Annotated in this window: 11 protein-coding genes; 7 read left to right on the top strand and 4 right to left on the bottom strand. The window is 50.0% G+C overall.

Annotation, left to right across the window (positions count from 1 at the left end; genetic code table 11):
- Positions 1-3: 3 nt before the first annotated feature.
- Together qhpR and O1Q74_RS00350 are read right to left on the bottom strand one after the other, a co-directional pair.
- The gene (gene qhpR / locus O1Q74_RS00355) at positions 4-1,062 is read right to left on the bottom strand and encodes an AraC-like transcriptional regulator QhpR (protein WP_271875437.1); all 1,059 of its coding nucleotides are present in this window, start codon (positions 1,060-1,062) and stop codon (positions 4-6) included.
- 157 nt (positions 1,063-1,219) lie between these two features.
- Positions 1,220-2,227, bottom strand: coding sequence for a phosphotransferase enzyme family protein (locus tag O1Q74_RS00350; protein WP_271875435.1), 1,008 nt, complete (start codon positions 2,225-2,227; stop codon positions 1,220-1,222).
- A gap of 258 nt (positions 2,228-2,485) precedes the next feature.
- On the opposite strand from O1Q74_RS00350, the gene eat reads away from it, so the two are divergent.
- The 7 genes from eat (at position 2,486) to O1Q74_RS00315 (ending at position 13,678) form a co-directional block, all read left to right on the top strand.
- Positions 2,486-3,847, top strand: coding sequence for an ethanolamine permease (eat, locus tag O1Q74_RS00345; RefSeq protein WP_012772811.1), 1,362 nt, complete (start codon positions 2,486-2,488; stop codon positions 3,845-3,847).
- A 25-nt stretch (positions 3,848-3,872) separates the two neighbouring features.
- Entirely contained in the window at positions 3,873-5,216 is a 1,344-nt protein-coding gene (locus tag O1Q74_RS00340; protein ID WP_271875432.1) for an aspartate aminotransferase family protein, read from the top strand.
- 257 nt (positions 5,217-5,473) lie between these two features.
- Entirely contained in the window at positions 5,474-7,156 is a 1,683-nt protein-coding gene (locus tag O1Q74_RS00335) for a ShlB/FhaC/HecB family hemolysin secretion/activation protein (protein ID WP_271875430.1), read from the top strand.
- Between the two features lie 39 nt (positions 7,157-7,195).
- On the top strand, positions 7,196-11,716 hold the full coding sequence (locus O1Q74_RS00330) for a DUF637 domain-containing protein (protein ID WP_271875428.1): 4,521 nt from the start codon (positions 7,196-7,198) through the stop codon (positions 11,714-11,716).
- Positions 11,717-12,266: 550 nt separating this feature from the next.
- A complete protein-coding gene (locus O1Q74_RS00325; RefSeq protein ID WP_271875426.1) occupies positions 12,267-12,785 on the top strand; it encodes a hypothetical protein in 519 nt (172 codons plus the stop codon).
- 144 nt (positions 12,786-12,929) lie between these two features.
- Positions 12,930-13,274 (top strand): DUF4279 domain-containing protein, encoded by a 345-nt coding sequence (locus tag O1Q74_RS00320; RefSeq protein WP_334311371.1) that lies wholly within the window; start codon positions 12,930-12,932, stop codon positions 13,272-13,274.
- Between the two features lie 74 nt (positions 13,275-13,348).
- Positions 13,349-13,678: a zinc ABC transporter substrate-binding protein gene (locus O1Q74_RS00315; RefSeq protein ID WP_271875424.1), complete on the top strand. Its 330-nt coding sequence runs from the start codon at positions 13,349-13,351 to the stop codon at positions 13,676-13,678.
- A 116-nt stretch (positions 13,679-13,794) separates the two neighbouring features.
- Here O1Q74_RS00315 and ggt read toward each other — a convergent pair whose 3' ends face one another.
- Both ggt and O1Q74_RS00305 read right to left on the bottom strand, forming a co-directional pair.
- Complete coding sequence (ggt, locus tag O1Q74_RS00310; RefSeq protein WP_271875422.1) at positions 13,795-15,588, bottom strand: gamma-glutamyltransferase; 1,794 nt, start codon at positions 15,586-15,588, stop codon at positions 13,795-13,797.
- A 43-nt stretch (positions 15,589-15,631) separates the two neighbouring features.
- The gene (locus tag O1Q74_RS00305) at positions 15,632-15,829 is read right to left on the bottom strand and encodes a hypothetical protein (RefSeq protein WP_271875420.1); all 198 of its coding nucleotides are present in this window, start codon (positions 15,827-15,829) and stop codon (positions 15,632-15,634) included.
- Between the last annotated feature and the right edge of the window lie 278 nt (positions 15,830-16,107).

Raw genomic sequence — 16,107 nt, 5'->3', positions numbered from 1 at the left:
GCATCAGGCGAGGTTGAGAGCCTCGCCTTTGCGCCACTGACGGGGGCTGATGCCAAACCAGCGACGGAATGCCCGGGAAAAGGCACTCACCTCGGAATAACCGAGCAACAGCGCCATTTCCGAAATTGGCAGCTGCTTTTGTTGCAGATAGTGCGTCGCCATTTCACAGCGCAGCTTATCAACCAGCAATGAAAAACTGAGCCCTTCTTCCCGCAAACGACGCTGAAGGGACCAACTGGATAACCCGACCTTTTCCGCCACGTCTTCCAGCGTCGGCTCTTTCTGCATCAATAACAGATGTACCTGCGTGCGCACCTGATCGACGATACTTTGCTGTGGTGACGCTTCATTCAAGCGGCGAATGGCATCCTGCATCACCAGCAGCAGCGTCATATCGCGATCCGGCATGGTACGAATCAGCTGATGTTTGGGGATCAGCAGGGAATTGTAGGGTTGATCGAAGTAAACCGGCGCATCGAACACTTTGCAGTGCTCATGCCACATTTCAGGACGAGGATGCTCAAAATGCACCTCGCGTGGTGCCCAATGCCGACCCAGAACATGGCGGATCAGGTTCAGAAACATGCCGAGCGTCAGTTCGGCATCCTGACGACGATGTAAAATGGCACCGTGCCGGACCTGATAGTCCAGCCGCCAGCAGTCTCCTTTATCCACCATGCGCGTCAGCGTATCGTGTTGATGGCAGGGAAATGCCTTCACTACGTTATGCAGCGCCTGCTCCAATGTGTCTGAACATAAGCCGATATAGCCGATCAGGCCTAATGACTGCGGTTTAAACTGCTTGCCGTAGTGTAAACCGAAATTATCAACACCCGAATTACGCGCCGCTTCCTCCATCACCCGGCAATAGTTCACCAGTCCCAGACTGAGTGTCGGGCTGGCAAGCTGTTCTGGATCGACACCGCTAATGCCAAAGATACGATCGGCATCGCCGCCGTTATCATGAATAAAGTCGCCAAGCCCGGTCGCTGCCGCCGCCAAAACACCTCGGTGGCAGGAGAATGCCGCGTTCAGTGCCGAAGAGTACGTCACATTTTCCATTTTCTTTCACCTCGCCGTATCACTCTGCCCGCCAACGGGTCATGAAACGATCAGCAAGTTTCGTACCAGTCCGCACTCACATGAAATCAATGGGTTATAAACTGTGCATTCAATGAGCGGGCATTACCATAGCGCAGGCTGCCCGCTCGTGGTGCATTCAGGCCACACCAATCGGCAAATCGCTGGTTTCCAGATAGCGACGACACAGGCGCACACTGTGTTTTGCCCAGTCAGCGCCGAGACTTTGCGCCATCTCCGTTTCTGCATGCGAACCCACCCATGCGGTAAGCTGGACACGCCGTTGTATCAGCAGCGTTGGCAGCAGCGCCAGCTCCTCATCGCTGACGTGAGCGACACGTTCGTAGCCACACAGCCAGTTTTCAACCCACTCTGCCGCACGCGGATGGTGCTCCACAAAGCTAATCGCCGCGGCCAGATCGTGCAGATACCACCCCATGCCACAATCATCAAAATCGATCACGCGCGTTTCACCACGATGCAAGAGTAGATTGGTCAGGCGCAGGTCGGCATGGATCAGGCCATAGCGCTGCGGCGCTTTGCCAAATGCCGCCATCTCTGCCCCCATTCGCTCAATCGCGTCTTCCACAATGCCGTGCTCCGCCATCGACAAATTCGGCGCGTCACGCCAGTTCCCCCAGTGGCTCTGCGCACTGACCATCGTATGATGATCCCAGACAATACGCCGGAAACCGTCGGGCTTTTGCCACTGACGGCTGTGCTGGTGCAACCGGCCGGTGATTTCGCCCAGTTGCCGGAACGCACGTGGATCGACGCTGGTGGTCGGCATATCACCGTCAATCCAGTGAAACAACACGGCGTAGCGGCAGGAGCCATCAGGAAGATCCAGCGACTGTACACGCTCCCCCACCGCATCACGTACGGCTTCCGGCACCACAATCCCCGTATCACGCAATGCGTCCAGCCACTGTAACTCGCTTTCAATTTCCGCTTTCTGATGGTAATGGCTGCGATGTAACCGCAGTGCATAACGCTTACCTGCCGACGCAACAAGAAACGTCGCATTTTCCGAACGACATAGCAGCCGCAGTTCCCCTTGCAGCGCCGCCGGATAGCAAGCAAGCGCCCGGTGCGCCAGCGCGGTCATTTCTGCATTACTTAAGGTGTCATATTGCTTAGCACTCATAGTTCCCACTCCGACGCGAATCAATGAGCATTCAGCATGGCGTGTGTCGTGCAGAGAAACTTGACGCCCCACAACCCCTGTTTGACCCCAGAAGGCATAAGAACAACACCAACCGTAAAAGTTGACTTCAGCGCGCAGCATTCGATACGCCAGCGTCAAGTTTTCCACCAACAAGCGTGGGCATTATCGCTACACAAGCCAACAGGGGTTGCCGTACTGGCCCCGAATAACCATGAGCAGACTGACGGGGATAATGTAATGACGAGCAAATTAAAGCCCACGCTGGGCACCCTGCATTTGTGGGGTATCGCGGTAGGACTGGTAATTTCTGGTGAATATTTTGGCTGGAGCTACGGCTGGGGCGTCGCGGGCACGTTAGGATTTTTGGTCACAACACTGTTCATCGCCGCCATGTACACCTGCTTTATTTTTAGCTTTACCGAACTCACCACGGCGATCCCCCATGCTGGCGGCCCCTTTGCCTATAGCCGACTCGCGTTCGGCGATCTGGGCGGCCTGATTGCCGGTATGGCCACGCTGATTGAATTTGTTTTCGCACCGCCTGCCATTTCGATGGCGATTGGCGCCTACCTGAACGTGCAATATCCCGAGCTGAATCCCAAATTCGCGGCCGTTGGCGCATACCTTATCTTCATGAGCCTGAACATTCTCGGCGTGAAGCTGGCGGCGATGTTTGAGCTGGTGGTCACGCTGCTGGCGGTCATGGAATTGCTGGTATTTATGGGCGTAGTCGCACCGGGCTTCAGCCTGAGTAATTTCGTGGCACACGGTTGGGCGGGACAACATGAATTTTCACCCGCAGCCATTTCCGGCATGTTTGCGGCGATACCGTTCGCCATCTGGTTTTTCCTCGCTATAGAAGGCGCGGCCATGGCCGCCGAGGAGGCAAAAGATCCGAAACGCACGATTCCGCGAGCCTACGTCAGCGGCATCCTGACGCTCGTGGTTTTAGCCATTGGCGTGATGCTGATGGCGGGCGGCGTAGGTGACTGGCGCCAGCTCTCCGACCTCAACGATCCCTTGCCACAGGCAATGAAACTCATCGTCGGGGAAAACTCCAACTGGATGCACATGCTGGTGTGGATTGGCCTGTTCGGTCTTATCGCCAGCTTCCACGGCATTATTCTGGGCTACTCCCGTCAGTTTTTCGCCCTGGCGCGCGCAGGCTATCTTCCGCCGGGGCTTGCCAAACTGTCCCGCTTCCACACCCCACACCGCGCCATCTTGGCTGGTGGTGCGATCGGGATTGCCGCCATCTTCTGCGATGGCATTAATCTCCAAGGCATGAACCTGACCGCAGCGATGATTACCATGGCGGTTTTTGGTGCCATCGTCATGTACATCATGAGCATGTTAAGTCTGTTTCGCCTGCGCCGCAGCGCACCCAATATGGCACGCAGCTATCGCGCACCCGGTTACCCCATCGTCCCCGCATTCGCACTCGTCTGCGCCATCATCTGCCTGATTGCGATGCTCTGGTTCAACCCAGTGATCGGTGGGCTGTTCTGTACCTTTATGTTGCTCGGTTACCTCTATTTCCTAACCACCAAAGCACGACGGGAACATCTGCTTGAACCGCTTGTCGCCGATGCCAACTAACATTGAGACGCACATTGGAGAGATTATGGCTACACGTTCAACCATCATGGATACCAACAGTTTCCGCGCCGAGCATGCTGACGCGCTGAGCGCGGATATCCGTACGCTGACCGACAAGCGCAGCCGGGTACTAGGCGAGTCTTATCGTCTGTTTTATCGCAAACCCGTTCATCTGGTGCGTGGCGAAGGGCAATACCTGTGGGATGCCGACGGCAAGAAATACCTCGACGTCTATAACAACGTCGCCAGCATCGGGCACTGCCACCCGACAGTCATCGATGCCGTTCATCAACAAATGACGCAGTTGAACACCCATACCCGCTATTTGCATGAACGTATTCTGGACTATTCAGAGCAGCTCCTCGCCACTGCACCCGCGGCCATCAATCGTGCCATGTATATGTGCACGGGTTCAGAAGCCAACGATCTCGCGATCCGTGTGGCGCGTGCCTGGAGTGGCGGCACAGGGATTATCGTGACGCGTGAGGCCTACCATGGCACCAGCGATCTGACCTCCGGTGCTTCACCCGCATTAGGCAGCGGCCAACCGCTGGCGGCGACCACCCGACTGGTGCCACCACCTGACGCCTATCGCGTCACTACGCCCGATCTGGGCGTATGGTTTGCCAATGAAATCCAGAAACAGATCGATGATATGGCAGCACACGGCATCAAATTTGCCGCGTTCCTTGCAGATTCCATCTTCTCTTCCGATGGTGTACACCCCAATCCGCGCGGCTTTTTGCGTCCTGTGGTTGATGTGGTGCACCGTAATGGCGGGATTTTCATCGCGGATGAAGTTCAGCCCGGCTTCGCACGCACCGGCGATGCTTTCTGGGGTTTCGCACGGCATGACGTAGTGCCGGATATCATCACCACCGGAAAACCGATGGGCAACGGCATCCCGGTTTCCGGGCTGCTGGCAAAAAGTGACGTACTCGCTGCTTTCAGCGACCAGATCCCCTACTTCAATACGTTCGGTGGGAATCCGGTGGCGATGGCCGCTGCGCAAGCGGTGCTGAAAGTGATCCACGATGAGCAACTTCAGGAACATAGCCGCGTCGTGGGCGCGCAGTTACTGGCAGAACTGACCACCCTGCAAGACAAATACGCTTGTGTAGGCAACGTACGCGGTGCGGGGTTATTTATTGGGTTTGAACTGGTGAGCGACAGAGAGAACAAAACACCGGATAAAACGCTGGCGCTGAATCTGACAGAAGCACTACGTGACCGTGGTGTACTGACATCGGTCGCTGGCCCTTATGGCAACGTACTTAAACTGCGTCCACCACTGGCGTTCCAAACTCAGGACATTGACTGGCTGGTCGGCGCGCTGGATGATTGTCTGGGCGCGCTAACCCACGTCTGATTTCGATCTCTTCCTCCTCATAGGGTTTCCATCACAGCGGAAACCCTATGATAAATATCAACATTACGTTATCCCGCGATATAGTTACCTGCCTATTTATACAAAAATGATAATGACTATCATTTTTATTCTCATAAATTAAATTTCTCAACGCATTCTGTCGAATTTCTATCGGGTATCGATTTTACCTAGTCACGGAATAAGGCATTTGTGTATATAAGCGCAAAATGTAAATCAACGTAAGGATCGCGTTCATTTTGTGTAAAACCCTTTCTTTTATAAGCCTTATTTTTTTGAGCCTCAGCAGCTCAGCCTTTGCCGCCACCGCCATCAGCCCAACGGATCGAGATGCGCTGGAACTCCAGCAAAAAGCATTACTGGAGCAGGCCAAACAGCAGCGGTTATCGTTGGAAAACAGCACCACCTTAACAATACCGACAGTCACCGCCTCAACGGCAAAGGATGCCGTCTGCTTCCCCATCCAACGTATTGCCTTTCACGATGCAGACGCCCTCTCGATGAAAGATCGAGCCACTATTCAGCAACGCTACCAAAATCGCTGCCTTGATTTAGCCACCATCCATAACATCGTAAAGGAAACCACCAACGCCTACCTGACTCGTGGCTTTGTCACCAGTCAGGCCTATTTACAAGAGCAAGACCTCGCCGGCGGCACGCTCATCATCAGCGTCAGCGAGGGAAAGATAGAAGCCATTCGCATGGAAGGGGAAACACCACTCGCAATCAAGATGGCATTCCCCGGGCTGGAAGGACGTATTCTTAATCTGCGTGATATCGAACAAGGGATGGAACAGCTTAATCGCCTGCCTTCACGGCAGGTTGCAATTGATATTCAACCGGGAAAACAAGCGGGGAGTTCAATTGTTTATCTCAAGCGCATCACGAAAGCCCATCCTGCTACCCTATCTCTCAGCGCTGACAACAGCGGACAAAAAAACACGGGCCGCGAGCAGCTTTCCACCCACCTCACCCTCGATAATCCATTGCGGCTCGCCGATCGCTGGTGGCTGACCGCCAGTCGCGATAGCGCGTTCAGCCATAGCTACGGCAGCAAAGCCTTATCGGGCGGGATGTCTTTGCCTTATGGCTACTGGACGCTCGGCTACCAATACGCCTGGAATGACTTTTTCCAACCGATCCCGATCGGCAGCAGCGCGTATCGCTATGAAGGGCAAAGTAATACTCATCAGCTCAGCCTTAACAGAACGCTCTATCGAGATGGGAAGCAGAAGCTGGCGCTGGATAGCGCGCTCTCTCGCCGACGTACCGAGAACCGGATGGCGGGTGAACGCCTTGAGATCAGCAGCCCGACAGTCAGCAGCGCCAGTATCGGACTCAGCTATAGCACCACGCTGGCGGGCGGATATTTTACGCTCAACCCGATGCTCAGCCATGGCTTAAGGAGTTGGGGCGCAACGGATGACACAAAGGAAAACCGTGACCTGCAGCGCAGCGAGTTCCGCAAATTTAGCGCCAGCAGCAGCTATTTCTACCCACTTACCCCTTCGCTGTATTTCCTGACCTCCCTTTATGGCCAGACCACGCCGGACAACCTGTATACCAGCGAACGTGTCTCGCTCGGCGGCGAGTATTCCGTGCGGGGATTTAAGGAACAAACGCTGATCGGCAACCGAGGCTTCTACTGGCGTAACGAACTGAACTGGCAATTCACCACACTGCCGTTTCTGGGCGATATCGCACTCACAACGGCAGTGGATAGCGGATGGATCGCGGGGAAAACCGGCAAAGTCGATGGCGGCAATATGACCGGTACTTCTGTCGGTTTGTCCGCATCTTCACGTTGGATAAGCCAGTCAGTGTCGCTCGGCGTGCCGCTGCATTTCCCGGACGATCTCCATCCCGATAACGCCGTCGTTTACTGGCAAGTCACCCTCCCCGCTACGGCACTTTTTGATTAAGCGTTTTATTCACAGCAAAAGGAAAACAAGGAAAGTCACATGGAAAAATTCAATAACCGCGCCACACGCGGACTTAGCTATCTGCTGATCTATCTGACCGCGATTCAGCCGTTACACCCCGCGTTCGCGGCACTCACACCAGACGGCCCACGCACGCAGGTCAACAACGCGGGTGCCGTACCGGTCATCAATATCGCAACACCAAATGCGGCAGGTGTTTCTCACAATACCTATAAAGATTTTAGCGTCGGGACGCCCGGTGCCGTACTCAACAACAGCATTGCCGCAGGTCAATCGCAGTTGGCCGGACAGGTAAACGCTAACGCCAACCTCAATGGCAAAGCGGCCGATCTCATTATCAACGAGGTGACGGGCTCCACCCGCTCAGACCTGCAAGGGAAGGTCGAAGTCTTCGGGAATAAAGCCAACGTCTTGATTGCCAACCCGAATGGCATCACCTGTGATGGCTGTGGGTTCATCAACACACCTTCAGCCACGCTGACGACGGGTAAACCGGTGCTGGATCAGCAAGGCACCCTGGAAGCGTTGGAAGTGAAAAAAGGCAGCATCACCATTGGTGGAAAAGGCCTGGACGGTTCAGCAACGGATTATGTCGATATCCTCAGCCGGGCAACCGAACTGAATGGCAAGATCAATGCGAAAAGCCTGACGCTAACTCAGGGCAGCAATCGGGTCGATTTCAAAACCGGCACGATCGCCCCCATCGCCGGAGAAGGTGCCAAACCGCTGTTGGCGGTGGATACCAAAGCGCTCGGCGGTATGTATGCAGAACGCATCCGGCTCGTGGCAACCGAAGATGGCGTCGGCGCTAACGTCGCTAACCTGACCAGCTCTCAACAGGGCATCACGCTGGACAGCAAAGGTAAAATCCAGCTCGGTAATGTGCACGCGAAAACCGATCTTAATCTGAATGCACAGCAGGTCGATATTGCTGCTGGTAATACAGTGAAAAGCGACCGAGATATCACGCTTGCCAGTACCGTATTGAATAACCAAGGGAATATTATAGCAGGCGAAGATATGCGCCTGTTCAACGATAACCTGACCAACACGCAGGCCACCATTCAGGCCAACAACAATCTGTGGATTCAGAAAGACGCGACGGGAAACAAAAGCGTTAAGGTCGAAAACCGCTCGGGAACAATTAAAACCAATACCGGGGATTTGGTGATTCGGACAGGTTCACTTAAAAACGTCAGAGATAAGATCGTTGTAAAAGAAAAGAAAGATTTAACTTACGCCAACCTTAATATTGAGAAGGAATTACCGCTTCGTGCACTTTCTGATGCGACAACGTATATTCCCTCTATTGCTAAAAAAGAAATTGAGGGGGAATTTACCACCTTAACACCTGAAGCTGAAATTCAGGGAGAAAGAAATCTCTATATTAATGCGACTCAACTAGAAAATAACGCCAGTAGTTTAAAATCTTTTGGTAATATATTTCTGACTGGGCAAACATTTTTAAATATTTCCCCCTTGTTCAAGCAAACGGAACATACAACGAACTTTCGTTCGGAAACCGCACAGGAGCAGGCTGTCAGACGCTCAAATACGTCACAATCCGCCAGTACAACCTTCCTTGATGATGGCATGCCACTAATTCTTGCTTACTATAAAGTCAAAGATAAAGAGAGTGCCTTTAAGAGTGAACAACTGTTATCAGCAAAAGTACAGGCGACTGGGAATGTTGTTGCAGATTTTAAACAGGTTATTGACATATTCAGAGATAAAGAGCCAACATCTCAAGCGTCATCAATATTTACATCATTGGAAAAAATAAACATTAAAGGGAGAAATGTATTATTACAAGCAGGAAAGATGAATATTAATGGTACAATAGAATCTGATAGCGATACAAACTTGATGTCACAAAGTTTGACAAATATTAAAAATGCTCATATTTTATCAAAAAACAATGATATAAATATCAACTCAGTCACATCTATATCGTCGACAACCTCATCATTAAGAGCAAGGAATATAAATCTCACCAGCCGTGAAGGTAATATAATATACGGTACTGATTCCTCACCTTTATTTAGTGATTCAGGTGAGCGCGCCTATGCGCTACTCTTCGCAGGAGAGAGTCTTGCTTTAACCGCAGGAAATAATATCTCCTTATCCGGTGTTAATTTTGGGAACAACCAGAATACAGCTTTTGTTGCCAAAAAAGACATCATTATACAGAACTCAGATTATGACTTAATCACCCACAAAAAACAGAACAACCAGGCTAACGATCAAAAAATATTTAATGATACTTTTTTCAAACTAAACAATATCTTTTCTAGCAGTAGCATTCTTGCGAAAGCAGAAGGAAACCTCATACTATCTGGCATTTCATTTACTGCGGGTAAGAATATTGATCTAATCGCTAATGGAAAAATAACCGTTGATAATAAAAAAACAGGAAGTATGTATAATACTGAACTTATTCCATTAACACGTACTCCCGAGTTATCGAGCTCGATTAACAGCAGAGGAAGTTTGTTAATCAACTCAGGTGATATGCTCACTATCAAATCAGCCAATTTATCAGCAACTAATAATATTAGCCTTCTTGCAGGAAATAGCATCTCTCTACTTTCCACGGCCTATTCTGCTATCGCTACACCTGACGAAGAAAATAGAGACGTTCGCCATGCTATCACTCAGATTGATGCGCGAAGAAATCTTACTATTGCCACAAACGGCGATCTGATTGCATCTGGCAGTTCATTAACGTCAACAGGGGATATGACCTTAAGCAGCAATGGTAAAATGGAATTCAACGCACTACAGAATCACTCAGTGCGAGAAGGTGATAAAGAATTTAATGAATCGACAACACAACAAAATGTCATCTTAAACAGCGGTGGTGTACTGACGCTTTTATCCAACAGCAGCATCTTATTTCAGGCCACTAGTTTACTTGCAAAAGGTGCAATGGACGTGGCTGCTAAAGGTGGATTCCTGTATGCGCAAGCCATGGAAGAAACCAATCACTATGAAATAGAATCCAGCAGTCGCACCTGGTATGGGAAAAAGAAAAAAGGTAAACAGACCTATCATAATGTCAGTAATAAGGTGACCGAGTTTACTGCCGGAAGCGACATCAATCTGCTTAGCCGTGATGACAGCATCTATGAAGCGAGCAAAATAGAGGCAGGTAAGAACGCTAAACTCACCAGTACTCAAGGTAAAGTCATCTTTAAGGCGGTAAAAAACACCACGTTTGAGCAGACTATCACCACATCGAAAGGCTTCTTCATTAAAAATTCCGATAGGGGATACACCAAGGACACCTGGCTATTGCCATCTATCCACGCTGGTGGTCAGTTTACCGTTGATGCCGCAGCAGGAGTTTCCGCTGCCGTAAAAACACACAATGCTCAGTCACTGCAAAACGCGTTACTGATTCTCAGCAATACTCCAGGGGCGACGTGGCTGAAAGGGTTAAATACCCGTAAAGATGTGCAATGGAACGCAGTACAGGATGCCTACACAAATTGGAACCATACCACCCAAAGTTTGAATCCAGTGGTGGGTGCCGTAATTGCCATTGCCGTTGCAGCAGTAACCGCTGGTGCAGGTCTGGCAGGGATGGCTGCAACAGCGACGGTCAATGCCGCTGGTGCGACCGGAATGACAGCCACTGTGATGTCCGGAGCAGTTTACTCAGGTATGACGGCTCTGACCTCACAGGCAGCAGTCGCACTGGTCGACAACAAAGGTAACCTTACCAAAACCATGCAAACACTGGGTAACAGTGCTTCTGTAAAATCACTAGTTACTTCAATGGCAATAGGTGGTGCGCTGGCTGGTTTTGATCAGATTTTAAAAACAGGCACAGCGGTCAGCGGCACACAGAAACTGCCCGTATTGAATAACGGAGATTGGTATAGAGTCGCACAGCGCATTGCTGGACAGTCAGTAATCAGCTCCAGCATCGGTACTACGATTAACGGCGGTAGCTTTAAAGATAATTTCACCACGGCGCTCCTCAGTAATATCGGCAGCCAGATCAATGCGGAAGGTGCTAAATTTATTGGGGATAACGGCGCTGTTCTTGATGTCCCGGGCAAATCACTCAGCCATGCTGTCGTCGCGGGCATAGCAGCTGAAATAAGCGGTGGTAACGTTAAAGGTGCCGCGGCGGGTGCGCTGGCAGCAGAGCTGGCTGGTGCAGTAATGGGGAGTAGTTTGTTTGAACCAAAATACAAAAGCGAGCTTGATAAACAAGTCGTTACACTTCTCAAAATTGCCCAGCAGGACGAAACCAGTGCGTTAATATCCCGAGTTATCGGTTCTCTGGCTGGCGCAATTGCTACCAATTCACCTGGCGGAGTGAATAGTGCAGCCAATGCTGCTGAAATAACCTACCGATACAATTTTCTGGAACATGAGATTGACCAAATGTTTCAGGAAAATGCCAACGACATAGAAGCGGCGAAGGGAGGAGATAAAGCGGCACAGGAACGTGTTGACGCCCGCATGGCTGCGATCATGATGATCATGGACTTTACACCTGTCGCGGGGGGATCAAAAGTGCATTAGAAGCGCAAACCTCTCTTGATTATCTTTTAACCGCAGCAGCGATTGTCCCAGGCCTCGGAGTAGCGGGTAAGGCGGCAATAAAGCAGGCTAGAAAATATCTAGACTCAGGGAAAGTTAAAGAGGCCGAAGCGGCGTTTGAAACGGTTAAAAGTGAAATTGCACTCATAGAACGTCCTTCCTGGAGAAAGTCGGAGACTGACGTAGGTAAAAATCTAGGAGAAGGTTGGCGTGAACAGGTCAGCTTTAAAGGCGGTAAAGAGGTCCCGCACGGCACAGCAGGCAGCGTACGCCCAGACTGGTGTTTAGGTACAATTTGCAGTATAGAGGTAAAAAATTATAACCTTACGACTAACCAAAGCGGGTTAATTAACAATGTATCAAAGCAAGCCATTGAACGTCAGATGAATTTACCCGCAGGAATGAAGCAGGAAGTTATTATTGATATACGCGGGCAGACTGTGACAGCTCAGCAAAGAGCAGTTATCAGACAAAGTATCGTCGAGAAATCCAATGGCAGTATTAGCCCTTCATCAATCAGGTTTAAAACAGAATGAAAACGATAGGATTCAGTGGCGGAGATTTAGTTGTTGAGCTAGGCACAGTCAATGATTTTTCACTATTTTTTCAGTGTATTAACAATGTAACAAAATTGAACTACCCAGATGAAGATTGGGATATTTTAGTTGATAGACTCTACAAGAGGTATCTACGCCTTGAAGAACTATCACTTGCTAAAGAAAAAATGAATAGAGTAAGAGACTTGTTTTCTATCTTCCCCAGTACATCAATTGATTGGGATCATAAAATGATAGTCTGTCGAGAAAAAAGCTGGATAAATCCGAATCAAGCTATGCTATCAGATATATTCAAGCGTTATTTCGAAGCATTCTTAGAGTGTGTGGAATCTGCTGAAATAAATTACCAGCTTTTCAATTCATATCAAGGGTATGAATACGAAGCAGTAAAAACCGTTATTTCTGACTTACCTTGGTTTATCGAAGATAAAAATCGTCCCCTCGAACAGTATGATGCTCTGGGGCCTGATGATCTGCCATTTTGGTTGAGATAACATGATAATAATCTAAATGTAATAAACCTGAGCCTGCGGCAGGCTCAGGTTTATTCAAATAATAAAAATTTTATTAAATCATCTTTATTGGTGCAGTTAATAACCCCCCCCCAGATTGATTAATATTCAACCAACAATCACATTTTGGGAAGTGTTCTTACAGTACTTTTGGTATGTAGTGAGGTTAAGGGACACAGCCTAGGTCGAACCTGTGAAGTAAAAATATCGGGATGGTTTCTTTCATCCGAAGACTTTATTTCTTCAAAAGATCTAAGGGATCATGTTTATTGGATTATCACCAAACTTGATGTTCCTCGGGAGGGTTTAAAAAAACTGCAAAATATACCTGATGTTAAAATGACACTTAGCTGTGTATGGTGGTCGGCGGTCGGTCACGGCGGCCCTGTGTTATGGCCAGAGCAAATGAAGGCATTAGCTGATTTAGATCTGGAATGTTCTTTTGATATCTATTTCTTTCCCGAAGAATAGATGTCAAAAATTATATTTAAACATAAGGCATTGGTTTAAAACCAGGAAATAAAAAATAGAAAGGTCATCTATTAATGAACAAATTAAAAAAGAACGAAATATATATAAAGATGCTGTTACTTTCCATTCCTTATATCAGGAACATGCAACAACATAAAAAATCATCTGATTTATCATGCTACTATGAAGCTGAACTTGTCCATAACTTAGTTTATACTATCTTGACGCCAGATTTTGAAGATCACGACATTTACTTTCTAAACAATCAGGCAAGGTATTATATCGAAAACTGTAGTGATGATATTTCAATAGCTTATAGCGGTCAGAAAGAACTTATATCATCTCTTTTTGAGATGGTTCCACAAGAAATGAAATCGAAGCTTCTGTGGGAAGGTCCAAAATAAGAGATTAAGAGTAATTCAGACAACATCCATGAATTTTAATTCATGGATGTTGTGAATAGTTAAAAATAATCCATAGGTAGGGGGAAGTAAACCGCTTCTCCTGACGTGCATTCAAATCAATACCCTATCGCTGCCCCGGCCGGGCGGCGGATGTCATTGGCGCCGTACAGGTAGCCTTCCCGCACTTTGCCGGATACCGCCGAGTCATTGCCCGAATCCGCAGGCGTGACGCCCGCCGCACCCGGTAGGCCGACCAAAATCAGCTCCGCTGCACCCCAAGGCGTTTGTTCCACCATCTTGTAGCCGCGCTGCTTCAGCAGGTTCAGCGTATCGGCAGATAGCCCGCGCTGTTCGTAATACACCTCGTCCGGCAGCCACTGATGATGGATACGCGGTGCGTCTACCGCTTCCTGCGGCGCCATGCCGTGATCGATGATATTCAGCGCCGTTTGCAGCGTGATGGTGATAATGCGCGAACCGCCGGGTGAGCCAAGCACCATGAAGACTTTCCCGTCTTTCGTCACCAATGACGGACTCATGGACGAAAGTGGACGCTTACCGGGGGCGATCGAATTACGCTCCCCTTGCACCAAACCGTACAGGTTTTTCTCGCCCACTTTCACCGTGAAGTCATCCATTTCGTTATTGAGGAAGAAGCCCGTACCCGGCGCGATCACCACCGAGCCAAAACGCCCGTTGACGGTATAAGTCGTGGACACCGCGTTGCCTTGATTATCCACGATGGAATAGTGCGTGGTTTCCGGTCGCTCGTGCGGGCCGATCCCCGGCTGCACGTTTTTGGATGGCGTCGCGTTCTCCGGTTCGATTTGTTTGCGAATTTCAGCGGCATAATCCTTACTTAACAACCGCTCAACGGGGTTACTGACAAACGCCGGGTCGCCGAGGTAGGTGTTGCGATCCATGTAAGCGTGACGCATCGCTTCCGTCAGCACATGAACGGTGGCCGCCGAGTTAAAGCCTGCCGATTTAATGTCGTAGCCTTCGACAATATTGAGGATTTCACACATCGTGACGCCACCGGAACTGGGCGGCGGCGAAGAGACAAATTGATAACCGCGATAATTACAGGTTACCGGCGCCGTTTCGGTAATGCGATAATCGGCAAAATCAGCCGCCGTCAGAATGCCGCCGCCCTGCTTTGCCGCTTTCTCCACCGCCTGCGGAATTTCACCTTTATAGAAGGCATCCGGCCCTTCCGCGGCAATCGCCGCCAGCGTATTCGCCAGATCGGTTTGCACCAGCTTATCACCGGGCTGCAACGGGCTGCCGTCGGGACGCAGGAAAATGCGCGCCGCTTCCGGATCGGCTTTGAAGCGTTTTACGGTGGTGTCCAGAATATCGGTGTCTGCCCGCGTCAGCTCAAAGCCTTCACGTGCCAGCTTAATCGCCGGTGCCATTACCTGTTCACGCGTCAATTTGCCGTATTTTTGTAGCGCGGTATCCAGCCCCAGTACCGTTCCCGGTACGCCAGCGGCCAGATAGCCATACAGGCTCGCATCCTTTTTCACGCTCCCGTCCGCATTCAAATACATGTTGGCGCTGGCCGCCGCAGGTGCTGTTTCACGGAAGTTGATAAAGGTGTCTTTCCCATCGGCCAGATGCAGCGTCATAAACCCACCGCCGCCAATATTGCCACAGCAGGGATTCACCACCGCCTGCGCGTAGCCCACGGCCACGGCGGCATCAATCGCATTGCCGCCCATCTTCATGATATCGACGCCAATCTGCGAAGCCAGATACTGCGAGCTGACCACCATGCCGTTTTTCGCTTCCACCGCAGGGGCAGACGCCGCCTGCACAGCTCCGCTCACCAGCAGCGCCGTCACACTCAGTGACAGCAGCCATTTTCCCGATGCCACCCTTCCCAATGTCGTGTTTCTTATTCTCATGGAGACCCCTTTATCCCGTTGATTTCACTGATTGCTTTTAGCTCTACCCTCTTGCGAAGCCAACTTGCAAAGTCCGCGCCAGAAAATGGCCACGGCTTAACGGATCCGTCAGCACCAGTAAAAAGCGTAGGAAAGGCATGAGAAATTGCGAAAATAGCCGCGTAGCTTTGCGACGCTGCACGATAAATACGCCCCATAACACCACAACACACAGCGCGGGCAGCACATCTTTCAACGACATCCTCATCCCCTTCAAATACGTAGCCAATCCCTCCGTCACGGTACGCGTAAAATGAAAAAACGGATAAAAAAAGATAATTATGGCGTCACGTGATGATAACTAAACGTAACCATGGGGTGGGATGACACATCATAAACGGCGATAATTGTCACGATATCAGCCTCATGTATAACGCATCCCTGGTTTCTGACAGCACTGAGATAAGATACTCATGCTGATTTTTAATAATATATCGAGATAAAAAATTACAAGTCTGTTTTTTGACCACATTGCACCCT

Source organism: Pectobacterium sp. A5351, assembly GCF_028335745.1.
Classification (GTDB): Bacteria; Pseudomonadota; Gammaproteobacteria; order Enterobacterales; family Enterobacteriaceae; genus Pectobacterium.
The sequence above is the reverse complement of the archived record's forward strand: the minus strand, read 5'-3'. Positions and strand labels throughout refer to the sequence as shown.